At 65.5% G+C, this 21,633-nt stretch carries 22 protein-coding genes; 10 read left to right on the forward strand and 12 right to left on the reverse strand.

What is annotated here, in order from left to right; genetic code table 11:
- Positions 1–111 precede the first annotated feature (111 nt).
- Positions 112–1,272, reverse strand: a complete 1,161-nt coding sequence (locus IE00_RS07035; protein WP_240493811.1) for an MFS transporter — start codon at positions 1,270–1,272, stop codon at positions 112–114.
- Between the two features lie 62 nt (positions 1,273–1,334).
- Complete coding sequence (locus IE00_RS07040; RefSeq protein ID WP_072296391.1) at positions 1,335–1,886, reverse strand: NYN domain-containing protein; 552 nt, start codon at positions 1,884–1,886, stop codon at positions 1,335–1,337.
- 111 nt (positions 1,887–1,997) lie between these two features.
- Here IE00_RS07040 and folK point away from each other — a divergent pair, with 111 nt between their 5' ends.
- From folK to IE00_RS07060, 4 genes are all read left to right on the forward strand, one after another.
- Positions 1,998–2,597 (forward strand): 2-amino-4-hydroxy-6-hydroxymethyldihydropteridine diphosphokinase, encoded by a 600-nt coding sequence (gene folK, locus IE00_RS07045; RefSeq protein WP_072296392.1) that lies wholly within the window; start codon positions 1,998–2,000, stop codon positions 2,595–2,597.
- 71 nt (positions 2,598–2,668) lie between these two features.
- Entirely contained in the window at positions 2,669–3,025 is a 357-nt protein-coding gene (gene rpoZ / locus IE00_RS07050) for a DNA-directed RNA polymerase subunit omega (RefSeq protein ID WP_072296393.1), read from the forward strand.
- 46 nt (positions 3,026–3,071) lie between these two features.
- Positions 3,072–5,186, forward strand: a complete 2,115-nt coding sequence (locus IE00_RS07055; RefSeq protein ID WP_072296394.1) for a bifunctional (p)ppGpp synthetase/guanosine-3',5'-bis(diphosphate) 3'-pyrophosphohydrolase — start codon at positions 3,072–3,074, stop codon at positions 5,184–5,186.
- 98 nt (positions 5,187–5,284) lie between these two features.
- Complete coding sequence (locus IE00_RS07060; protein ID WP_083554225.1) at positions 5,285–5,944, forward strand: DUF2062 domain-containing protein; 660 nt, start codon at positions 5,285–5,287, stop codon at positions 5,942–5,944.
- Here the strand turns inward: IE00_RS07060 and IE00_RS07065 are convergent.
- From IE00_RS07065 to IE00_RS07095, 7 genes are all read right to left on the reverse strand, one after another.
- Positions 5,938–6,870, reverse strand: coding sequence for a glyoxylate/hydroxypyruvate reductase A (locus IE00_RS07065; protein WP_240493812.1), 933 nt, complete (start codon positions 6,868–6,870; stop codon positions 5,938–5,940). The genes IE00_RS07060 and IE00_RS07065 overlap by 7 nt on opposite strands.
- The gene (rodA, locus tag IE00_RS07070; RefSeq protein WP_072296397.1) at positions 6,851–7,990 is read right to left on the reverse strand and encodes a rod shape-determining protein RodA; all 1,140 of its coding nucleotides are present in this window, start codon (positions 7,988–7,990) and stop codon (positions 6,851–6,853) included. The genes IE00_RS07065 and rodA overlap by 20 nt, the downstream gene beginning before the upstream one ends.
- Before the next feature lie 7 nt (positions 7,991–7,997).
- Positions 7,998–9,944 (reverse strand): penicillin-binding protein 2, encoded by a 1,947-nt coding sequence (gene mrdA, locus IE00_RS07075; RefSeq protein WP_072296398.1) that lies wholly within the window; start codon positions 9,942–9,944, stop codon positions 7,998–8,000.
- A gap of 13 nt (positions 9,945–9,957) precedes the next feature.
- Positions 9,958–10,479 carry a rod shape-determining protein MreD gene (locus IE00_RS07080; RefSeq protein WP_072296399.1) on the reverse strand — a complete coding sequence of 174 codons (522 nt, stop codon included), beginning with the start codon at positions 10,477–10,479 and terminating at the stop codon, positions 9,958–9,960.
- A complete protein-coding gene (gene mreC / locus IE00_RS07085; protein ID WP_072296400.1) occupies positions 10,476–11,414 on the reverse strand; it encodes a rod shape-determining protein MreC in 939 nt (312 codons plus the stop codon). Before mreC ends, IE00_RS07080 begins: the two co-directional genes overlap by 4 nt.
- 22 nt (positions 11,415–11,436) lie before the next feature.
- A complete protein-coding gene (locus tag IE00_RS07090; protein WP_072296401.1) occupies positions 11,437–12,471 on the reverse strand; it encodes a rod shape-determining protein in 1,035 nt (344 codons plus the stop codon).
- Positions 12,472–12,684: 213 nt separating this feature from the next.
- On the reverse strand, positions 12,685–14,247 hold the full coding sequence (locus tag IE00_RS07095) for a 2-isopropylmalate synthase (protein WP_072296402.1): 1,563 nt from the start codon (positions 14,245–14,247) through the stop codon (positions 12,685–12,687).
- Positions 14,248–14,410: 163 nt separating this feature from the next.
- On the opposite strand from IE00_RS07095, the gene IE00_RS19715 reads away from it, so the two are divergent.
- The 5 genes from IE00_RS19715 to IE00_RS07115 all read left to right on the forward strand — a co-directional run bounded on the left by IE00_RS19715 (position 14,411) and on the right by IE00_RS07115 (position 18,416).
- Positions 14,411–14,665, forward strand: coding sequence for a hypothetical protein (locus tag IE00_RS19715; protein WP_139291363.1), 255 nt, complete (start codon positions 14,411–14,413; stop codon positions 14,663–14,665).
- Between the two features lie 7 nt (positions 14,666–14,672).
- The gene (locus tag IE00_RS07100; protein ID WP_072296403.1) at positions 14,673–15,107 is read left to right on the forward strand and encodes a universal stress protein; all 435 of its coding nucleotides are present in this window, start codon (positions 14,673–14,675) and stop codon (positions 15,105–15,107) included.
- A gap of 36 nt (positions 15,108–15,143) precedes the next feature.
- Positions 15,144–16,688 (forward strand): sodium:alanine symporter family protein, encoded by a 1,545-nt coding sequence (locus IE00_RS07105; protein ID WP_072296832.1) that lies wholly within the window; start codon positions 15,144–15,146, stop codon positions 16,686–16,688.
- Positions 16,689–16,825: 137 nt separating this feature from the next.
- Positions 16,826–18,103 carry an L-fucose:H+ symporter permease gene (gene fucP, locus IE00_RS07110; protein ID WP_205949659.1) on the forward strand — a complete coding sequence of 426 codons (1,278 nt, stop codon included), beginning with the start codon at positions 16,826–16,828 and terminating at the stop codon, positions 18,101–18,103.
- Positions 18,104–18,221: 118 nt separating this feature from the next.
- Positions 18,222–18,416 carry a hypothetical protein gene (locus IE00_RS07115; protein WP_072296405.1) on the forward strand — a complete coding sequence of 65 codons (195 nt, stop codon included), beginning with the start codon at positions 18,222–18,224 and terminating at the stop codon, positions 18,414–18,416.
- Positions 18,417–18,423: 7 nt separating this feature from the next.
- Here IE00_RS07115 and IE00_RS07120 read toward each other — a convergent pair whose 3' ends face one another.
- Both IE00_RS07120 and IE00_RS07125 read right to left on the reverse strand, forming a co-directional pair.
- A complete protein-coding gene (locus tag IE00_RS07120) occupies positions 18,424–19,134 on the reverse strand; it encodes a phosphatidylcholine/phosphatidylserine synthase (RefSeq protein ID WP_072296406.1) in 711 nt (236 codons plus the stop codon).
- Positions 19,135–19,195: 61 nt separating this feature from the next.
- Complete coding sequence (locus IE00_RS07125) at positions 19,196–19,939, reverse strand: SseB family protein (RefSeq protein ID WP_072296407.1); 744 nt, start codon at positions 19,937–19,939, stop codon at positions 19,196–19,198.
- A gap of 118 nt (positions 19,940–20,057) precedes the next feature.
- Between IE00_RS07125 and IE00_RS07130 the strand changes: the two genes are divergently transcribed.
- Positions 20,058–21,068: a serine hydrolase gene (locus tag IE00_RS07130; RefSeq protein ID WP_072296833.1), complete on the forward strand. Its 1,011-nt coding sequence runs from the start codon at positions 20,058–20,060 to the stop codon at positions 21,066–21,068.
- A 26-nt stretch (positions 21,069–21,094) separates the two neighbouring features.
- On the opposite strand, the gene IE00_RS07135 is transcribed toward IE00_RS07130, so the two are convergent.
- Positions 21,095–21,544: an outer membrane protein assembly factor BamE gene (locus IE00_RS07135; RefSeq protein WP_139291364.1), complete on the reverse strand. Its 450-nt coding sequence runs from the start codon at positions 21,542–21,544 to the stop codon at positions 21,095–21,097.
- Positions 21,545–21,633 lie beyond the last annotated feature (89 nt).

Below are 21,633 nucleotides of genomic sequence, written 5' to 3' on the forward strand. Positions count from 1 at the left end.
TCCAGACCACGAACGCCCGAAAGGCGGCGGCGAAAGTCGAAGTGGTACGAAAATCTGTTTTCCGTAAGGAAGTGCGGGTTCAAGTCCCGCCGTCCGCACCACCACCCTTCTTCAACGCCGCCCGGACGCCATGGCCGCCGCCTGGGGCAGCCCGCGCAGGCGCATCATGGCCCAGACCCCCATCACCGGGCCGGGCAGCAGCGCCAGAAAGGCCCATCGCCAGCCCCCCAGCAGCGCCGCCACATGCGGCATCAGCCAGATCGCGACCACCGTCAGCGCAAAGCCCAGGGCCAGCTGCATCGTCAGGGCCGTTCCGACAAGGCGCGGGTCCGACAGTTCGGTCACGGCGGCCGAGAACTGGGCGCTGTCGCCGATGATGCTGATGCCCCAGATGATCGCCACCAACACCAGCAGCCAGGCGGGGCCGCCCCATGCCAGGCAGACTAGCACCGTGCAGCATCCCGATATCGTCATCATGCCCGCCGTGGTCAGGCAACGCCCGATCCGGTCGGACAGCCAGCCGCCGATCGCGCAGCCGTTCACCCCCGATGCGATCACCGCGAAAGTCAGCCCCGAGGCGCTGCCCGCAGGCAACCGGCCTGCCTGCATGGCCGCGATGGCAAAGGACAGGAACCAGGCCCACATGGCATAAAGCTCCCACATATGGCCGAAATAACCCAGATTGGCCAAGCGGACCGGGCGATTGCGCAGCACGGCCAGGGTCTGGCGCGGATCGAAACGGGCGCGGGCGAAACCATGCGGCCCCTCGCGCACGGCCAGGCCGAAGATCGCCGCCGAACTGAACGCGGCGATGCTGGCCCCCGCCACGACCAGCCGCCAATCCAGCCCCTGCCCCAAGGCGCGCAGCAGATGCGGCGCCGCCGATCCGACCGTCAGCGCGCCCACCAGCAGCCCCATGGCCAGCCCGCGCCCGGTGACGAACCAGGTCGCCATCAGCTTCAAGGCCGGGGGATAGACGCCCGCCAGCGCAAATCCGGTGGCCAGACGCGCCAGCAGCAGGCCAGCGAAACCCGGTTCCAACAGGACGGCGGCATTGGCCAGCGCGGTCAGGGTGGCGGCGATGGCGATCAGCCGCGTCATCGCCATGATATCGGGCAGGTTCACGGCTGACGACGCCAGCGCCCCCAGCACGAAGCCGATCTGCACCGCATTCGTCAGCCAGGCCGCCTGCCCGTCGGACAGCGCCCAATGCGCCGCCAGGTCGGGACCGATGGCCGTGGTCGAAAACCAGCAGGCCATCGCCCCGATCACGCCAGCGCAGATCAGGGCCAGCGCCGACCAGCGGCCGGGCGCAGGTGGGATCTGGCCGACGATCAGGTCTCGACCTGCTGGGGTTCGCGGGGCGGACGTCCGATGATGTCGCGCAGGGCCTCCAGTTCAATGAAATTGTCGGCCTGGCGGCGCAGGTCATCGGCGATCATCGGGGGCTGGCTGCGGATCGTGGACACGACCGACACGCGGACGCCCTGCCGCTGCAGGGCCTCGACCAGAGGACGGAAATCGCCGTCGCCCGAGAAGATGACGATATGGTCCAGATGGGGGGCCAATTCCATCGCGTTGACGGTCAGCTCGATATCCATGTTGCCCTTGATCTTGCGGCGGCCCTGGGCGTCGGTGTATTCGCGGGCGGGCTTGGTCACCACGCAGAAACCGTTGTAATGCAGCCAGTCGACCAGCGGGCGGATCGGGGAATATTCGTCGCCCTCGACCAGGGCGGTATAGTAATAGGCGCGGGTCAGCTTGCCGCGCCGGTCGAATTCCTGGCGCAGCAGCTTGTAGTCAATGTCGAAACCCAGCGATTTCGCCGCCGCGTAAAGATTTGCGCCGTCTATGAAGATCGCCAATCTGTCATCTTTGTAAAACATTTTGTTGCCTTTGATGGACTTGCAAGATCAAGGCGCCTATCGCACGTGCGGGGTGAGGGACCCGTTCGTATTCAAATCACGCCATGTTATCTGTAGGACGAAGGATAAACTATGGTTAACCTGTCTTTTGGTATCGTTGCGCTTGGCGCAAATATTCCCGGACCGGCGCAGGACCTTTGGGCCAGCTTGCGCAGCGCATTGATCACCTTGCACGAACACCCTGAAATTTCAATATCTTCTGTCAGCCGCTTCTGGCGAACGCCGGCCTTTCCCGCGGGTTCCGGGCCCGATTTCGCCAATGCCGTGGCGGTGATCGCGTCCTCGTTGCCGGCCGAGCCTCTGCTGGAGGCGTTGCATGCGATCGAAGCAGATTTCGGTCGCGACCGCAGCACGGGCCGCTGGTCGGCGCGGGTGCTGGATCTGGACCTGATCGCATTGGACGACAAGATCGCCCCCGATGCCGACACGCTGCGCCACTGGATCGATCTGGCCCCCGATCAGCAGCGCCGTCGCGCGCCCGACCGGCTGATCCTGCCCCACCCGCGGCTGCAGGATCGCGGCTTTGTTCTTGGTCCCCTGGCCGAAATCGCGCCGGAATGGCGCCACCCCCTGACCGGGCGGTCCGTCACCCGGATGCTGGCCCGGCTGCCCGATGATGCGATGGCGGGAATGATGCCCCTGAACCCCGCCGATTTCCCGGCTTTGGCTTGACAATCGGCCCGGTTCTGACCATCAGTCCTTTTTCGCCCCGAATATCCGATTCGCAACTGCACAGGTGATTCATGGCCCGCGTAACGGTTGAAGACTGCGTCGACAAAGTTCCCAACCGCTTTGATCTGGTGATGCTCGCCTCGCATCGCGCCCGCGAAATCACGGCCGGCTCCGCGCCGACCGTCGATCGTGACAACGACAAGAACCCGGTCGTCGCCCTGCGCGAGATCGCGGACGAAACCCAACCCGTCGATGAGCTGCGCGAGCGGATGATCGAATCGACCCAGACCCAGATCGAGGTCGACGAGCCGGAAGAAGACGCCATGGCGCTTCTGCTGGGTGCCGAAGTGGATCGTCCCAAGCCCGCCGACGAGGAATCGGAAGAGCGGATGCTGCGGATGATGCTGGAAGCCAACCAGCGCGGCTGATACGAACGCACGAAAGCACAGGGCAGACGAGGTCTTCGACACTATCATGATTGACGTCGAGGATCTGCTTGCCCTGGTGCGAAACTACAACCCGCGCAGCAATGCCGCCCTGATCCGCGACGCCTATGAATATGGCATGCGGATGCATGAGGGCCAGTTCCGCCATTCCGGCGAACCCTATTTCACCCATCCCATTGCCGTCGCCGCCATCCTGACGGAAATGCGGCTGGATGATGCCACCATCATCACCGCCCTCCTGCACGACACGATCGAGGACACCCGCTCGACCAAGGAAGAGGTCGCGGGCATGTTCAGCCCCGAGATCGCCGAGCTTGTCGATGGCGTGACCAAGCTGACCAACCTGGAACTGTCCAGCACCCAGTCCAAGCAGGCCGAGAACTTCCGCAAGCTTTTCATGGCCATGTCGCGCGACATGCGGGTCATTCTGGTCAAGCTGGCCGACCGGCTGCACAACATGCGCACCATCCGGTCCATGCGTCCCGACAAGCAGGTCAAGAAGGCGCGCGAGACGATGGACATCTACGCCCCCCTGGCGGGCCGGATGGGCATGCAGTGGATGCGCGAGGAGCTGGAGGACCTGGCCTTCAAGGTCATCAACCCCGAAGCCCGCAGTTCGATCATCCGCCGCTTTGTCAGCCTGCAGAAGGACAGCGGCGACATCATCGGCCAGATCACCACCGACATCCGCGCCGAACTGGAACGCGAAGGCATCGACGCCGACGTCTTCGGCCGTGCCAAGAAGCCCTTCAGCGTCTGGCGCAAGATGCAGGAAAAGCAGCTGGCCTTTTCGCGGCTGTCCGACATCTATGGTTTCCGCATCATCACGCGCAGCGAAATGGACTGCTATCGCGTCTTGGGCGTCATCCATCATCGCTGGCGCGCCGTGCCGGGGCGGTTCAAGGATTACATCAGCCAGCCGAAATCGAACGGCTACCGCTCGATCCACACCACGGTATCCGGGCGTGACGGCAAGCGGGTCGAGGTGCAGATCCGGACCCGCCAGATGCACGAGGTCGCCGAGGCCGGCGTCGCCGCGCATTGGGCCTATCGCGATGGCGTGCGCACCCGGAACCCCTTTGCCGTCGATCCGGCCGAATGGATCGCCAGCCTGAACGACCGCTTCGACACCGAGGACCACAACGAGTTCCTGGAACATGTCAAGATGGAGATGTACCAGGACCAGGTCTTCTGCTTCACGCCCAAGGGCGACGTGATGCAGCTGCCGCGCGGCGCGACGCCGATCGATTTCGCCTATGCGATCCACACGCGGCTTGGCAATTCCTGCGTCGGGGCCAAGATCGACGGCATCCGCGTGCCGCTGTGGACGCGCCTGCGCAACGGCCAGTCGGTCGAGATCATCGCCGCCAGCGGCCAGCGCCCGCAGATGACCTGGCTGGACATCGTGGTCACCGGCCGTGCCAAGGCCGCGATCCGGCGGTCTCTGCGCGAGGAAGACCGCGACCGCTTCATCCGGTTGGGGCGCGAACTGGTGCGCGTCAGCTTTGAACATGTCGGGCGCAAGGTGACCGACAAGGCGCTGCGCACCGCCGCCAAGCAGATGAGCCTGCCTTCCGCTGAAGAGCTTCTGGCCCGCATCGGCAGCGCCGAGAATTCCGCCAAGGAGGTTCTGGGGGTTCTTTATCCCGAACTGGTCGATCACCACGACGAGATCGACAGCGAACGTCCCTTCGCGGGCTTGGAAGCCGACGCCAATTTCAAGCGCGCGCCCTGCTGCAACCCCTTGCCGGGCGAACGCATCGTGGGCATCACCTATCGCGGGGCGGGCGTGGTCATCCATGCCATCGACTGCCCCGTGCTGGCCGAATTCGAGGACAGCCCCGATCGTTGGGTCGATCTGCAATGGCGCGAGGGGCGTCACCCCGCCGCCTATTCCACCATGCTGCACCTGACCATCCGTCACGACGCGGGCGTGCTGGGGCGCATCTGCACCTTGATCGGCGCGCAGGGGGCGAATATCTCGAACCTGGAATTCATCACGCGCAAGTCGGATTTCTATCGCATCGAGGTCGATCTGGAATTGCGGGACCACGAACACCTGCACAACCTGCTGACCGCGCTGGAGGCGGAAAGCGATGTTGCCCATGTCGAACGCATTCGCGACCCTGCGCTGAAACCCTAGGGCCTTGGGACCGTTGTTGAGGTCCGTGACCATCACAGATCGGGTGTCACTTGTTCAAAAGACGCAAACCGCGCAGCTACGGGCAGATCGCCAGCGAGATGATCTATCCCCGTGGCGGATGGGGTCGCGCGACGCGCTATGTCATGTACCGTCTGCGCCGCCTGCCCGACCACCCGCATCGCATCGCGCGCGGTGTGGCGTCCGGTGTCTTCGTGTCCTTCACGCCGCTTTTCGGGTTCCATTTCCTGTCGGCGGCGGCGACGGCCTGGATCATCGGCGGCAACATCTTGGCGGCTCTGCTGGCGACCTTTGTCGGCAATCCGGTCACCCTGCCCTTCATCGCCTTCGCCTCGACCGCGGTGGGGCGCCACATCCTGGGCCTTGAGGGCGATCTGTCGCCGCATTTCATCTTTCGCGAATTCTCCCGCGCCACCAGCGAGATCTGGCACAACATCCAGTCCATGTTCGGCCCCAAGGTCGCGCATTGGAACATGCTGCATGATTTCTTCTTTGAGATCTTCTGGCCCTATGTGGTGGGCGGCACGATCCTGGGGCTGGTCGTGTCGGTCGGGGTGCATTACGTGACCGTGCCGGTCTTTCGCGCCTATCAGCGGCGGCGGGAAAAAAAGATGGCCGACCGGATCGAGCGCGCATCGCAGCGTGCCGCGGCGCTGGCGCTGCAACGCGCGGCCGCCCTGCGCGACCGTCCGGGCGATGGGGATGTCCGGCCCGACCTGGACCGGCAGCCCCCTCAGTAACCCTTGGCGCGATCCACCAGGTTGTCGACCGGCTGGCCCTGCATGGCGCGCCGCAGGTTTTGCACCGCGACCGGAGCCGCCGTCGCGGGACGGGTGTCTGCGGCGACATGGGGCGTGACCGTGATGCCGGGATGCGTCCAGAATGGATGATCGGGGGCCAGGGGTTCCGACCGAAAGACGTCCAGCACCGCATGGGCCGGGCGCCCGTCCCGCAGGCCCTGCAGCAGCGCATCATCGTCGATCAGCGTGCCGCGCCCGGCATTGATGATCCATGCCCCCTTGGGCAGCAGGGCCAGCCTGCGCGCATTCAGCAGGTTTCGTGTATCGGCCGTGTCGGGCAGCAGGCAGATCACGATCTGCGATCCGGCCAGCACCTCGTCCAGGTCGGCCAGCGGATGCATGGCGATCCCCGGCACGGCGCGACCCGAATGGCTGACGCCGGTGACGGGAAAGCCGACCGCGCCCAGCATGGCCGCCGTGGCGCGCCCCAGCTCGCCCACCCCCAGGATGGTAACCGGGCGTTCCGAGGCCAGCGGCGGGATATGGCCGTTCCGCCAGATGCCGTTCTGGCCATAGCCGTCCATCCCCAGATGCGCCCGCATCGCCCAACCCGTGCAATATTCGGCCATGCCCTGCGCCAGACCCGGATCGACCATCCGCGCCAGGGGCTGGGTCAGGGTATCGTTGGTGACGATCCGTTCGACCCCGGCCCAAAGGCTCTGGACAAGGCAGACGTTCCGATAGGGCGTGAAATCGGTGATGTCGCCGCCGGGGGCATAGATGATGGCATCGAAGCTGGCGGGATCACCGTCGCGATGCAGGTCGATGCCCGGATCGGCGGCGCGGAGGGCGGGTGCCCATTCGTCCCAGGATGCGGGGGATGCGGAAAAGCGGACCTTCATGACGTCACCTCGGTCTGTGGACATGGGCGGATTGCACCAGGCCAAAGCCCAGCATCAGGATCATCAGCGACGTGCCGCCATAGCTGACCAGTGGCAGGGGCGACCCCTTGGCGGGCAGCAGCCCCATCACCGTGGCCATGTTGATGGCGAAATACAAAAAGAACGTCCCGCTGATGCCGATGGTGATCAGACTGGCAAAACGGTCGCGGTTCGACAGCGCCGAATAGAGGCAGAACCCCACGATCAGCATATAGAGCGCCAGCAGCGAGAAGGCCCCGATAAAGCCGAACTCCTCGGAGAGGACGGTGAAGATGAAGTCGGTATGCTTTTCGGGCAGGAAATTCAGCCGCGATTGCGTCCCCTGCATGAAGCCGCGCCCCGACCAGCCCCCCGACCCCAGTGCGATCTGGCTCTGGATGATGTTATAGCCCGCGCCCAAGGGGTCGGCGGTGGGGTCCAGGAAGGTGTCGATGCGGCGATACTGATAATCCTTCAGCAGTTGCCAGTCGGTGCCGCGCGAATGCATCACGGCATAGACCAGGCCAACCCCCGCCCCGATCACCGCCCCGAAATACCACAGCGACACGCCGGCGGCGAACATCACGATGCCGCCCCCGGTGATCAGCATGATCGACGTGCCCAGGTCGGGCTGCATCAGCACCAGCCCCGTCGGCGCCAGGATCAGCACCACCGGGATCAGCACCCAAAGCGGGCGCGACACCTTTTTCAGGTCCAGCCAGTCGTAATAGGCCGCAAGCAGCAGCACCTGGGATATCTTCATCAGCTCGGACGGCTGGACGCGGATCGGTCCGATATCGATCCAGCGCTGTGCGCCCATGCCGATCGCCCCGAACAGGTCCACCGCCACCAGCAGCAGGAAGCAGACCACATAGGCCGACACCGAAATTCCGCGCCAGAACCACATCGGTACGAAGGCCAGCCCCAGCATGATGACCATGCCGACGGCAAAGCGGTACATCTGCGGCTGCGCCCAGGTTTCGATCTGACCGCCGGCCACGGAATAGAGCATCAGGAAACCGATGCAGCAGACGGCGGTGATCAGAAGGACCAGCGGCCAGTTGATGAAGAAGACCTTGCGCAGCCCGGTGGGGACCTGTGCGACTTGATAGTCCAGATATGACATGGGCCCCTCAGGCGCGGCTGCGGCCGGGGCGCGGAGCCTCGGGCTTGTAAAGCTGCATGGCGTTGTGGCGCGCTTCCATGTCGGCCCGCTGGTTCGAGGGAACGGAATCCAGCGGTGGCAGGCCGCCGTTCAGCGCGAACAGCAGGATGTCGCGGGCGATGGGGGCCGCGACGGTGGACCCGCCGCCGCCATGTTCCACCACCACCGACACGGCATAGCGCGGGGCCTCGTAGGGGGCATAGCAGACGAACAGCGCGTGGTCGCGACGTTCCCAGGGCAGCTGGTCGTTGGAGATCACCCCCCGCGCCCGTTCGGCGGCGGTGATGTTGCGCACCTGGCTGGTGCCGGTCTTGCCGACCATGCGCCAGTCCTCGCGTTCGATCCGGGCCTTGCGGGCGGTGCCGCGGGCGCTGTTCATCACCGCGTCCATCCCCGCACGCGCCACCCGCAGTGAGGATTCGCTGATGTCCAGCGGCGGAAAATCGGATGCGATCTTCTTGACCCCGTCCACCGACCGGATCAGCTGCGGTTCGATCACCCGGCCCGATGCGACCCGCGCCGTCATCACCGCCAGTTGCAGGGGCGATGCCAGTACATAGCCCTGCCCGATCGAGGCGTTCAGGCTGTCGCCGATCTGCCAGGCCTGGTCGTAACGGGCCTTCTTCCAGGCCCTGTCGGGGGCGATGCCTTCGGACACCGCCGACATGGGCAGGTCGTGCTTGACCCCGATGCCCAGCTTGCGCGCCATCACGGCGATCCGGTCGATGCCGACCCGCTGCGCCAGTTCATAATAATAGACGTCGCAGCTTTCCTCGAGGCTCTTGACCGCGTCGACCGAACCGTGGCCGCCCCGGCTCCAGCAATGGAAGCGGCGGCCGCCCAGTTCGGTATAGCCCGGGCAGAAGAACCGGCTGCCGGCATTGATGACGCCCGATTCCAGCCCCGCCAGCAGCGTCACCAGCTTGAAGGTCGAACCCGGCGGATAGACGCCCTGCACCGTCTTGTCGGCCAGGGGGCGGTGGTCGTGATCCATCAGACCGCGGTAATCCGTGCTGGAAATGCCGCGCACGAACTTGTTCGGATCAAAACTCGGGGATGAACAGATGGCGACCAGCTCGCCCGTGTGGCAATCCATGACGACGGCGGCGGCGCTTTCCTGGCCCATGCGCTGCGCGCAGTAATTCTGCAGCTGGGCATCGACGGTCAGTTGGACCGTGGCGCCCTGTTCGCCTTCCTGGCGCGACAGCTGGCGCATCTCTCGGCCGGTGCTGTTGACCTCGACCCGGCGGGCGCCGGCCTTGCCGCGCAGCACTTCCTCAAGCCGGCCTTCGACGCCGATCTTGCCCAGCTGGAAATCCGGCAGGCGCAGGACCGGGTCCGGATCCTCGATCCGCGACAGGTCGTAATCGGATACCGGACCGACATAGCCCATGACATGCGCCAGATCGCCTGCCCGCGGATAGGCGCGCGACAGCGCCGATTCCGGCGTGACCCCCGGCAGGGACGGCGCGTTGACGGCGATGGTGCTGAACTGTTCCCAAGACAGGCGATCGGCCAGCACGATCGGGGTGATGGCGCTGCGCTTTGAAAATTCGTCGCGCAGTTCGGCCATGCGGGCATCGCTGATCGGGATCAGCTGGGCCAGCCGCTGCAGCACCGGCTCGACATCGCCGCCCGCTTCCTCGCGGGTCAGGGTGACACGGTAATTCTGTTCGTTCCCCGCCACGATCAGGCCGTTCCGGTCCAGGATCAGCCCGCGCGACGGCGGCAGCAGGCGGATCTTGATCGAGTTGCCATCCGCCAGCATCCGGTATTCATCGGCATGGTCCAGCTGCATCGACCGCATCTTCAGCGCCAGCGTCGTCACCGTGCCGACCTGGATCCCGGCCAGAAGCAGTCCGCGACGGGTGATGCCCCGATTGCTGTCGACGATATCGCGTTGAGATTTCTTCATCCCGGAACCCTTCTTACGCGCCCTCGGGGCGACCCGTGCGGCGCAGACCCAAAAGCCAGCGCGCGGCAAAGATCACCAGAGGATAGGCCAGCACGGTGGCCAGGAATTGCAGGATGACCTGTCCCAGTGCCGGCACCGGCAGAACGAACAGGATCTGGACCAAGCGGTTTCCCAGCATCATCAGGCCGATCAGGGTCGTCACCCTGACCCATTCAACCATGAAAGGCTGATCACGCCAACGGTGCTCGCGAAGTCGTGCGGCCTCGCTGCCCATCAGGACGAAGGCGGTCCACAGGCCAAGCGGGCGCATCAGCAGGATATCCTCGATCAGGACGGCGATCACGATGACCGGTGCCGACAGCTGGTCGGGGCGGCGCAGCACCCAGGCCAGGATCAGCGCCAGCGTCATGTCGGGTCCGGGCCAACCCATGATGCCGCCCTTCAGCGGCAGCAGCCGGATGAACAGCAGCACCGCCGCCGACAGCAGGAACACCGCCGTGCCGGTCACGAAGCTGCGGCTTGGCAACTGGATCATGGCGCGGTGCCCGGATCCAGTGCATCGGTCGCCGAGGCCGCCTCGACGGGGCTGTCGGGCAGCATCGGGCCGATGAAGCCCTCGGGGCCGCGGCGGATGACGGCGGTGGTGTCGACCACGGCTTCGGCGGGATGGGAGCGCAGGACGCGCAGGAATTCCAGCCGCCCGTAATCGGCGGCCATGCGGACGCGCATCCGCCCGTCCGTCCCCTGCGCCACCTGCCCCACCAGCAACCCCGGCGGAAATACCCCGCCATCGCCCGAGGTGACGATCCGGTCGCCCGGCCGCACATTGTCGCCCGATTCGATGAATTCCAGCAATGGCAGCGGCGTGTTGTCCCCCGTGGCCAACGCGCGTTCGCCCGTCGGCTGCACCACGACCGGGATGCGCGACGACGGGTCCGTCAGCAGCACGACCCGGCTGCTGCGCTGTCCGACGCCCGCGATCCGGCCCACCAGGCCCAGGCCGTCCATCGTGGCCCAGCCTTCGATGATGCCGTCGCGCGCCCCCACGTTCAGCAGCACCGATTGCCGGAACGCCGAACCGCTGTCCATCGTCACCACCCCCGTCACGCTGGTCAGCGCCGGGTCCAGGCGGACATTGTTCTGTGCCAGAAGCTTGCTGTTTTCCTGTTCCAGCTGGACGGCGGCCTCTTTCCAGGCGGACATGCGCTGCAATTCGCGGCGCAGTTCCTGGTTCTGTTCGTAAAGCCGGGCATAGCTCTGGAAGCCCGCGACCATTTCAGAGACGCGGGTCACGGGCACCAGCGCCCATTCGAAACGTGGCACGATCCGGTCGATCATGGCGGTGCGCATCTGTTCGGCGCGCGGGCTGTCGATGCGCCAGAACAGGAACAGCGCCAGCAGCGCAAGCGCCATCACCGCAATCAGGATGCGCCGGACAGGGGTGGCGAAATCTGGTCCTTTGCGGGCCATTCAGGAACTCCGCATGGGCAGATCAGCTGTCGTAGTCGATGACGTGGCGCAGCTGCTTTTCGAATTCCAGGGCCTTGCCGGTGCCAAGCGCGACGCAGCTCATGGGTTGATCGGCCAGGCTGATCGACAGGCCGGTCTGCTCGCGCAGCGCCAGGTCCAGTTCGCCCAGCATCGCGCCGCCGCCGGTCAGCATCACGCCCCGGTCGACGATGTCGGCGGCCAGGTCCGGCGGGGTCGCTTCCAGCGCGACCATCACGGCCTCGCAGATCGCCTGGACCGGCTCGGTCAGGGCCTCGGCGATCATCGCCTGGCTGACCTCGATCTCCTTGGGGATGCCGTTCAGCAGGTCGCGGCCGCGCACCATCAGCGTGGCGCCGCGCCCGTCATCGGGCATGCGGGCGGTGCCGATGCTGGTCTTGATGCGTTCGGCGGTCGAATCGCCGATCAGCATGTTCTGGTTGCGGCGCAGATAGTTGATGATCGATTCGTCCATCCGGTCGCCACCGATCCGGACCGAGCGCGCATAGACCACGTCGCCCAGCGACAGGACCGCCACCTCGGTGGTGCCGCCGCCGATATCGACGACCATGCTGCCGGTCGGTTCGGTGATGGGCATGCCGGCGCCGATGGCCGCAGCGATCGGTTCCGCGATCAGACCGGCCTTGCGCGCGCCTGCGGACAGGACCGACTGGCGGATCGCGCGCTTTTCAACCGGGGTCGCGCCGTGGGGGACGCAGACGATGATCTTGGGCTTGGAAAAGGTCGTGCGCTTGAACACCTTCTTGATGAAGTGCTTGATCATCTGTTCGGCGCTGTCGAAATCGGCGATGACCCCTTCGCGCATCGGGCGGATGGCCTCGATGCTGCCGGGCGTGCGGCCCAGCATCAGCTTGGCGTCCTCGCCCACGGCCAGAACCTGACGCTTGCCGTCCTTGACGTGATAGGCCACGACCGAGGGTTCGTTCAGGATGATGCCCTTGCCCTTGACATAGATCAGCGTGTTCGCCGTCCCCAGGTCGATTGCGATGTCGGTCGAAAACAAACCGCCGAATGCCATGCCCGTATCCTTTTCGTGCCGGTTGGCCCGGCCTGCCCTGCTTTGAAATCAGTCTTGGGACCGTGAACGGCCCTGAATCGCCCCTGCAGGCTTGGCCCCGTATAGAACCCTGACCCGCAGGCGAAAAGCCCCGATACACGCGAAACACGGCAAAGGCGGCTTCTTGCGCGCGGGAAAAGGGCCCGTTCCGCGACGGAAACGGGCCTTGATCGATCAGTGCGAATACATGCTGATCTGCTTGGCGTCGCTGCCCTGACCGGTCATCGCGCGGCGCAGGATCAGCCGGTTCAGCGCGCCGACATAGGCCTTGACCGATGCCAGGATCGTGTCCGTGTCGGCGGCCTGGCCGGTGACGATGCGGCCCTCCTCCTCCATGCGGACGCTGACGGTGGCCTGCGCGTCGGTGCCCTCGGTCACGGCGTGCACCTGGTAAAGCTGCAGCCGCGCCTCGTGCGGAAAGATCTGCCGCACGGCCTTGAAACAGGCGTCGACCGGGCCGTCGCCGGTGGTTTCGGCCTGCTTTTCCACGCCGTCGACCGTCATGGTCAGCTGCGCCGACTGGCCGTCCGTGCCGCAGATCACGCGCAGATGCTTGACCTGCAGGTGGTCGTCCTGGGTGTTGGCGGCGGCGTCCAGCACCAGCGCGACGATATCCTCGTCAAAGACCTCCTTCTTGCGGTCGGCCAGCGCCTTGAACCGCACGAAGATGTCCTTCAGCTGGTTGTCGCCCACCTCGTATCCCAGATCGGCCAGCTTGGCGCGCAGGGCGGCGCGGCCCGAATGCTTGCCCATGGCGATGTTGTTCTCGGTCAGGCCGATATCGGCGGGGCGCATGATCTCGAAGGTCTCGACATTCTTCAGCACGCCGTCCTGGTGGATGCCCGATTCGTGCAGAAAGGCGTTCTTGCCGACGATGGCCTTGTTGAACTGCACCGGGAAACCCGACACCGAGGCCACGCGGCGCGAGATGCCCATGATCTTGGTGGTGTCGATGCCCGTCTGGAACGGCATGATGTCATTGCGGACCCGCATCGCCATCACCACCTCCTCCAGCGCGGTGTTGCCGGCGCGTTCGCCCAGGCCGTTGATGGTGCATTCGATCTGGCGGGCACCCGCTTCGACGGCGGCCAGGGCGTTGGCGGTCGCCATGCCCAGGTCGTTGTGGCAATGCGTGGCGAAGATGATGTCATCCGCGCCCGGCACGCGTTCCAGCAGCATGCGGATCAGCTGGGCACTTTCGCGCGGCGCGGTATAGCCGACGGTGTCGGGGATGTTGATCGTCGTGGCCCCCGCCTTGATGGCGATTTCCACCACGCGGCACAGGTAGTCATGCTCGGTCCGGGTGGCGTCCATGGGCGACCATTGGACATTGTCGCACAGGTTGCGGGCATGGCTGACGGTCTGTTCGATCCGCTCGGCCATCTGGTCCATGTCCAGGTTCGGAATGGCGCGGTGCAGGGGCGAGGTGCCGATGAAGGTGTGGATGCGCGGCTGGCGGGCATGCTTCACGGCCTCCCAGCAGCGGTCGATATCGGGGATCTGCGCGCGGGCCAGGCCGCAGATGACGCTGGTCTTGGCCAGTTTCGCAATCTCGGAAACGGCGGCGAAATCACCTTCGGATGCGATGGGAAAGCCGGCTTCGATCACATCGACGCCCATCTCGTCCAGCATGGAGGCGATTTCCAGCTTTTCGGCATGGGACATGGTGGCGCCGGGGGATTGTTCGCCGTCGCGAAGCGTGGTGTCGAAAATCACGACGCGGTTCTTGTCGGTCATCTGTCTGTCTTTCTTACGGCCCGCATGGGGCTTCCTGCGTGTCTGGGGTTGGGACCCGGGCCATGACCTGACTGAGCGGCGGCCCGGACGACCCGCTCAGCGCAGCGTAAGACGCAACAGACCACGGAGATGCACGGCCGGAAGCGCCCCTCGGGGCGCTAGCATGGCGGCGGATATCTGGTGCTTCCGGATCATGGGGCCGAATATGCAGGCCCGACCGGTGATTGAAAAGACAAAAATTCATCCGCCCGGCGGCATCGCCCGACTGCCGCACCCCGCCCCGGCCCTGCCCGCGACACAAGCAGTTCGCCCGATGCCGGGGTCGCGGGATATGTATCGCTACATTTTCTCTGGCCCTTGGCGAAAGCTGTGCCTATCCTTTCAGCACCAACATAATAAAACGAAAACCAACAGATGAGGGTAAGATGTCACGCAAACTGGTCGTCGGTTTCGACGGCAGCGATGCATCGCTGCGGGCGCTTGATTTCGCCATCTCACGCGCGCAGGCACAAGGGGACAGCCTGCTGATCGCCCATGTGCTGGAATGGTCGCCCTACAGCTTCCTGACCCCAAGCGAGCTGGAAGAACGCCACCGCCGCCGCAAGGAGGAACTGCTGCGCGCCGAAACGGCCGTCATGCGCCCCGTGATGACGCGCATGGAGCAAGCAGGCATCCCCTTCGAGACGACCATGCGCTACGGCCATATCGCCGAAACGCTCTGCCGCGTCGCCAAGGAATCCGATGGCGCGATGATCTTCATCGGCAGGATGGGCAATTCGGGCTTTGCCACCCGCATCTTCGGGTCGGTCGCGGCGACGCTGGCGCAGGTCGCGCCGGTTCCCGTCGTCATCGTCCCCTGAGCCTGCATGCGCGTCATCAACAAGGATAGCGAAATCATGAAACACACCACGAAGGCGCTGATGACGGCGGGCATGGCGGCCAGCCTGGCCGCAGGACCGGCCGCCGCGCAGGGGATCGACGAATCCATCAACGCGGCCTTTGCCAATTCGACGGGCTGGTTCGTCAGCCTGATCTTTTCCAACTTTCCCGGCACGTCCTTTCCCTGGATCGTCGGCTGGCTGGTGATCGCGGCGGTCATCTTCACGCTGTATTTCGGCCTGGTCCAGCTGCGCTGCTTCGGCCACGCGATCGCGCTGGTGCGCGGCGATTACTCCGACCCCAATGACGCGGGCGAGGTCAGCCATTTCCAGGCCCTGACCACCGCCCTGTCGGGCACGGTCGGCCTTGGCAACATCGCGGGCGTCGCGGTGGCCGTGGGCATCGGCGGACCGGGGGCGACCTTCTGGATGATCCTTGCGGGCCTGCTGGGCATGGCGTCCAAGTTCACCGAATGTACGCTTGGGGTGAAATACCGCAACGAATACGCCGACGGCACCGTGTCGGGCGGCCCGATGTACTACATGACCAAGGGCTTTGCCGAACGCGGCCTGCCGGGCGGCAAGATCCTGGCGGTCCTTTTCGCGATCTTCTGCATCCTGGGCAGCTTCGGCGGCGGGAACATGTTCCAGGCCAACCAGGCCCATGCCCAGATCATCAACGTGGTGGGCGACTATCCCGGCTGGATCACCGGTCTTGTCATGGCGGTCATCGTCTTCCTGGTCATCGTGGGCGGCCTGAAATCCATCGCCAGCGTGACCGAAAAGATCGTGCCCTTCATGGCCGCGCTTTATGTCGGCACGGCGCTGATCATCATCGTGATGAACTATGACATGATCGGCTCGGCCTTCGGCCAGATCTTCGCGGGCGCCTTCACCAATGACGGCGTGGTCGGCGGGGCCATCGGCGCACTGATCCAGGGCTTCCGCCGCGCCGCCTTCTCGAACGAGGCCGGCATCGGGTCCGCCGCCATCGCCCACAGCGCCGTGCGCACCAAGGAACCCGTGACCGAGGGCTTCGTCTCTCTGCTGGAACCCTTCATCGACACCGTGGTGATCTGCACCATGACCGCGCTGGTCATCATCATCACCGGCCAGCTGATCACCGATCCCGAAACCGGCATGTTCATCCTGAACGAATCCGGCAACGCGATCCGCACGGTGGGCGACAACACCGGCGTGGCGCTGACCTCGGCCGCCTTCAGCAGCTCGTTCGGGTGGTTCCGCTATGTGCTGGTGCTGGCCGTCGTGCTCTTCGCCTTCTCGACCATGATCTCGTGGAGCTATTACGGCCTGAAGGCCTGGACCTTCCTCTTTGGCGAAGGCCAGACCAAGGAACTGGTCTTCAAGATCATCTTCTGCATCTTCGTCGTCATCGGCGCTTCGGCGGGTCTGGGTCCGGTCATCGACTTCTCGGATGCGATGATTTTCGCCATGGCGGTGCCCAACATCATCGCGCTGTATCTGCTGATGCCGATCGTCAAGGCCGAGATGAACCGCTATCTGGGCCGCCTGAAATCCGGCGATATCCGCAAGTTCGAATAGGCGGCATCCCGACCGACGACCCCGATGGGGCGGGCGCATCACGCGCCCGCCCCTTTTTGATGCGATCGCCAGTGGCCCCCTTCGCGAATCTGTGGCAGGAGGCCAGCGGCTTGCACGCGGAAGAGAGGATCGTCACGTTGACCAAACCCAGTTTCGTTTACCAGGGTATGCGCCTGCCCTTCGCCCTGCTGGTGACCTGCTTTGCGGCATGGGGGATCGCGGCGAACATGACCGATCCGCTGGTGCAGGTCTTTTCGCGGATCTTCTCGATGACCACGCTGCAGGCATCCTTCGTGCAATTCGCCTATTACGGGGCCTATTTCCTGCTGGCCCTGCCTGCCGCCTTCATCAACCGCCGCTTCTCCTATCGCACGGGCATCCTGACGGGGCTGGGCTGCGCCATCCTGGGCGCCTTCATGTTCTATCCCGCCGCCCATGCAATGACCTTCGGCTTCTTCCTGCTGGCGCTGTTCCTGCTGGCCGGGGGGCTGTCGATCCTTGAGACCTCGGCCAATCCCTTCGTCATGGACATGGGCCCCGAGGCCAACGCCACGCGGCGCCTGAATTTCGCCCAGGCCTTCAACCCGGTCGGCACCAATATCGGCGTCTTCCTGGCCGCCACCCTGATCCTGCCCAAGCTGAACATCGCATCCGCCGAGGATCGCGCCGCCATGGCCCCCGAGGCCCTGCGCGCCGTCCAGCAGGCCGAATTGCAGGCCGTGATGGTCCCCTATGTCGGCTTTGCCTTCGTCCTGCTGGCGATCTGGATCATGATCGCGCTGAAGCGCATGCCCACCCGGCATGAGCAGATCGAGGAAAGCGACACCCCGGTCCATTTCCGCGCCACCCTGGGTCGCCTTCTGGCCAACCGCCACTACGTTTTTGGCGTGACGGCGCAGTTCTTCAACGTTGCCGCCCAGACCTGCGCCTGGACCTTCACCATCCAATACGTGATGGAAACCCTGCAGCGCACCGAGGCGCAGGCCGGCTGGTACCTGCAGGCCAGCCTGCTGGTCTTCCTGGTATCGCGTTTCGTGATGGTCGGCCTGATGGGCGTCATCCGCCCCGCCCTGCTGCTGCTGGTGATGGCGCTGGCGGGCACCGCACTGTGCTTCTTTGCCGCCGCGGGGCCGGGTATCCTAGGTGCCTGGGCGGTCGTGGCGCTGTCGGCCTGCCTGTCGCTGATGTTCCCAACGATCTATGGGCTGGCGCTGCACGGGCTGGGGACCGACACCAAGTTCGGGGCCGCGGGCCTGGTCATGGCGATCCTGGGCGGGGCCGTGATGCCCCTGGTGCATGGCGGCGTCATGGACGCCTATGGCGCGGCGATATCCTATGTCGTGCCGGGCCTGTGCTTCCTGGTGGTGGCGGCCTACGGGCTGTTCGATCTGAGATCGGGCGACCGCACAGGGTGATCCCCCGGCGCCTTGCGCCATGCGGTGGGTGCAAGGCGGACCTGTCCGGAATCCGGCTTGTCCCGCCCACCGATAGCGCCAACATTAGGGATGAACCTGATATGAAAGGAACAGCCCAATGCTTGGACAGTTCGGCATCTATAATTCCGCCCAAGGCCAGCGCCTGATGGCCCAGAAAAGCCCCCAAGGCCGCCGCTTCATGCTGCTGCCCCACGAGATCGGCGCCCTGAACGCCGCCTTCCCGACCCTGCGCCGCCTGCGCAAGCGCCTGGCGAACCGCAGCCGCAACCGCATGCAACCCGCGCAGGCCTGAGCCGCCCTCAGGCCTGATGCCCGTCCCGCCGCCGCTGCGGGATCAGCTGTTGCACCGCACCTGCCAGCAACAGCCAGACCGACGTCAGCACCAATCCCCAGATCGCCCAGCTTGACGGGTGGAAATCGACCCAGGCCGCGCGCCCGGCGAACAGCACCCACAGGATCGCGATGGTCAGCGACACGGGGCGCCACCGCTCGGTCCGGACGGGGTGGATGAACTTGATGTTGGTGAACATCGCGACGCTCAGCGCGGTGACGATGGCCAGGATCACGGTCCAATGCGGCTCTGTCGCGAACAACACCAGCACCACCATGTTCCAGCAGCCCGGAAATCCCGCAAAGGAATTGTCCTTGGTCTTCATCCGCGTATCCGCGAAATAGACGACGCTGCCGAAGACGATGACGATGATCGCGAACCAGCCCGTCCAGCCCGACAGCAGTCCCGACTGGAACAGCGCGAAGGCCGGAATGAAGACATAGGTCAGGTAATCGATGATCAGATCCATCAGCACGCCGTCATAGGCGGGGAAGTTCGTCTTGACGTCATAGCGCCGCGCCAGTGGCCCATCGATGCCGTCGACGACGAAGGCCACGACCAACCACAGGAACATCAGCGCCCATTCGCCATTGGCGGCGGCCAGCATCGCCAGCATGGACAGGACCGCGCCCGTGGCGGTCAGAAGATGGACGGACAGGGCTTTGTGTTGAATCTGCATGCGCAGTTTGTCGCAGGTTGCGCCGGGCTGCGCAACCGCACAGGCCGTCCCTGACGGCGGATCAGCGCAGGATCGGCGGTCCCTTGGGCCGGGGCGGCGCGACGACGGGTTCGGGCGGGGTCAGATCGAAGATCAGCGCGCCGATGGGGGCCACGGCCTCGGCAAAGCTGATATCGACGCCGCCGGGTTGCGGGGGCAGAAAGGCCAGCGCCTCGGACAGGGCCTTGGCGATGGCCGCCTGTCGATCCGCCGGCGCCCCCGAGATCAGCAGCAGATGGGATGCCGGCTGCCCGTCATCGCCCGCGATGCCCACCAGCGCCGCCCCCGCGATCAGCCCGCGCATATCGGCCAGCCGATCGCCAAGGGGCATGGCCAGCGCGTTCACGGTGCCGGCGTCGGGCGTGACCAGACGCAGGCGGGCCTCGTCCTCTTGGGGGGCGCTTTCCAGCGCACCGGTCAGCCAGTCCAGCGTGGCCGCATCCAGCATCATCTGCGACGGGTGGCCGGGATTGACCAGCAGCCCCGCCCCGTCCGCCTGCAACAACGCCGCCAGAACCCGCCCCGGCATCGCGGCATAGGCGACGGCCTGGCCAAAGAAATCCGCCAGCCGATCCTCGCCGTCGCAGGCGATGGCCATGCGGGCGCCGTCCAGATCGAACAGCTTCAGTTCGACCTGATCGCGCAGGGGCTCGCGCATCAGCGCGACCGCCACTTCGGTATCGGCCAGCCGCGACAGCATGCGGGCCCGCTGCGGGGCATCGGCATCGTGGAAGGGAACAATGGCAAGATCGTCCAGAGCGGTCATTCCGGCAGGCCCTCGGTTTGGGGTTTCCCTTGCCCTAATCGCGCGACCGCGACGGAACAAGCCCTGCGACGATATTGCAGGATTGCACCTCATGCAAAAATCCGACCATATTCCTCGGATGAAGCGTCGCATGTTGATCCTGACCGCCGCCCTTGCGCCCGTTCTGGCCGCGCCCCGCATCGCGCGGGCGGGGCTGTCCCCCATCCTTGCGCAGGCCGATCGGCTGGACCCGCTGCGCAACGTCGCCATATGGCGCGATGACGACGAGGGCGGCCACGAGGTCGCGGCCCAAGGCTATCACGGCTTTACCCCCGATCAGCCCACGAACATCAAGTCGGCCTCGAAATCCATCATCTCGGCCCTGGCGGGCATCGCCATCGGCAAGGGCCTGCTGGAAGGGCCGGACCAGAGGATCGCGCCCCTGCTGCGATCCGACCTGCCCGCCGATCCCGATCCGCGCCTGGCGCAGGTGACCATCGGCCATCTGCTGTCCATGCAGGCGGGGCTGGAACGTCAATCGGGCCCGAATTACGGCCGTTGGGTCAGCAGCGGCAACTGGGTCCGCACGGCATTGGCCGCCCCCTTCACCGAAGATCCGGGCAGCCGGATGCAATATTCCACGGCCTCGACCCATCTGGTCGCGGCGATCCTGACCCGCGTCACGGGGCGGCCCCTGCTGAACGTGGCGCGCGACTGGCTGGGACAGATCCCGGGGTTCCGCATCACCGGATGGGACCGCGACCCGCAGGGCATCTATCTGGGCGGCAACCAGATGGCGATGAGCACCCGGTCCCTGCTGGCCTTCGGCGCCTGCTGCGCGCGCCAGGGTCAGGCCGCCGGCCGCCAGGTCATTCCCGCATCCTGGCTGGAGGACAGCTGGCAGCGGCGCACCAGATCGGTCTTCACCGGACAGGGATACGGCTATGGCTGGTTCCTGACCCGCGTCGGCGGCAGGCCCGCGCGCTGCGCCTGGGGTTACGGGGGGCAGATGCTCTATGTCCTGCCCGAAACCCTGACCCGGCCCGCCATGGCCATCGCCATGACGTCGGACCCCGACCAGCCTTCGGCGAATAACGGATATCGAATCAGCCTCGACCGGCTGGCCGACAGCATGGTGCGCGCCATCTGAACGGCGCGCTGCCCGCCCTGCCTGCCTCAGTCGACGAAATCGCCCGCCTGGAAGTTGCCCAGGTTGCCCAGCAGCTGGCCGATCAACGACACTTCGGTGATGCTGCCCTCGGTCACGCGGCGCGACAGGGTGACCACACGGCCGCGTTCCAGCCCGAAGCGTTCGATATTGCTGACGACGCCCTCGGGGGTGAAGGACACGGCGACGACCTGCCGCTCGACCTCGCGCGAGGGGGCGGCGCCATAGCGGCGCCAGCGCGAACCGACGTAATACCAGCCCGACCCCGTCAGCAGCCCCTGCGCCGAGGGACGCCCGATCAGCCCGGGCAGGTCATCCATCGTGGTCTGGCCCACGACGACTTCGGCCAGTTCCAGGTCGGGGGGGACATATCCGTGGTTGCGATAGACCGGAGCGCAGGCGGCAAGCCCGAGGACGGCAAGAAACGCCAGTGTCATCAGGCTTCTGATGGCGGTCATGGGCAGGTTCCCTCCTTGGGGCGGTTGACGCGGCCCGCCCTGCCTAGCAAACTCGGGCACCCTGCTCAAGAATATCAATCGGCGGGGCA

The organism is Paracoccus sp. SM22M-07 (genome assembly GCF_001887735.1).
Lineage (GTDB): Bacteria > Pseudomonadota > Alphaproteobacteria > Rhodobacterales > Rhodobacteraceae > Paracoccus.

Excerpts from the sequence above, each read along its gene's own strand:
- IE00_RS07040 (WP_072296391.1), bottom strand. The coding sequence starts at position 1,886 with ATGTTTTACAAAGATGACAGATTGGCGATCTTCATAGACGGCGCAAAT.
- IE00_RS07090 (WP_072296401.1), bottom strand. The coding sequence starts at position 12,471 with ATGGCATTCGGCGGTTTGTTTTCGACCGACATCGCAATCGACCTGGGG.
- IE00_RS07055 (WP_072296394.1), top strand. The coding sequence starts at position 3,072 with ATGATTGACGTCGAGGATCTGCTTGCCCTGGTGCGAAACTACAACCCG.
- IE00_RS07120 (WP_072296406.1), bottom strand. The coding sequence starts at position 19,134 with ATGCAGATTCAACACAAAGCCCTGTCCGTCCATCTTCTGACCGCCACG.
- IE00_RS07135 (WP_139291364.1), bottom strand. The coding sequence starts at position 21,544 with ATGACCGCCATCAGAAGCCTGATGACACTGGCGTTTCTTGCCGTCCTC.
- rodA (WP_072296397.1), bottom strand. The coding sequence starts at position 7,990 with ATGTCATATCTGGACTATCAAGTCGCACAGGTCCCCACCGGGCTGCGC.
- IE00_RS07125 (WP_072296407.1), bottom strand. The coding sequence starts at position 19,939 with ATGACCGCTCTGGACGATCTTGCCATTGTTCCCTTCCACGATGCCGAT.
- IE00_RS07100 (WP_072296403.1), top strand. The coding sequence starts at position 14,673 with ATGTCACGCAAACTGGTCGTCGGTTTCGACGGCAGCGATGCATCGCTG.
- IE00_RS07130 (WP_072296833.1), top strand. The coding sequence starts at position 20,058 with ATGAAGCGTCGCATGTTGATCCTGACCGCCGCCCTTGCGCCCGTTCTG.
- IE00_RS07115 (WP_072296405.1), top strand. The coding sequence starts at position 18,222 with ATGCTTGGACAGTTCGGCATCTATAATTCCGCCCAAGGCCAGCGCCTG.
- mrdA (WP_072296398.1), bottom strand. The coding sequence starts at position 9,944 with ATGAAGAAATCTCAACGCGATATCGTCGACAGCAATCGGGGCATCACC.
- IE00_RS07065 (WP_240493812.1), bottom strand. The coding sequence starts at position 6,870 with ATGTCCACAGACCGAGGTGACGTCATGAAGGTCCGCTTTTCCGCATCC.
- rpoZ (WP_072296393.1), top strand. The coding sequence starts at position 2,669 with ATGGCCCGCGTAACGGTTGAAGACTGCGTCGACAAAGTTCCCAACCGC.
- IE00_RS07105 (WP_072296832.1), top strand. The coding sequence starts at position 15,144 with ATGAAACACACCACGAAGGCGCTGATGACGGCGGGCATGGCGGCCAGC.
- IE00_RS19715 (WP_139291363.1), top strand. The coding sequence starts at position 14,411 with ATGGCGGCGGATATCTGGTGCTTCCGGATCATGGGGCCGAATATGCAG.
- IE00_RS07095 (WP_072296402.1), bottom strand. The coding sequence starts at position 14,247 with ATGACCGACAAGAACCGCGTCGTGATTTTCGACACCACGCTTCGCGAC.
- IE00_RS07080 (WP_072296399.1), bottom strand. The coding sequence starts at position 10,479 with ATGATCCAGTTGCCAAGCCGCAGCTTCGTGACCGGCACGGCGGTGTTC.
- IE00_RS07060 (WP_083554225.1), top strand. The coding sequence starts at position 5,285 with ATGATCTATCCCCGTGGCGGATGGGGTCGCGCGACGCGCTATGTCATG.
- mreC (WP_072296400.1), bottom strand. The coding sequence starts at position 11,414 with ATGGCCCGCAAAGGACCAGATTTCGCCACCCCTGTCCGGCGCATCCTG.
- folK (WP_072296392.1), top strand. The coding sequence starts at position 1,998 with ATGGTTAACCTGTCTTTTGGTATCGTTGCGCTTGGCGCAAATATTCCC.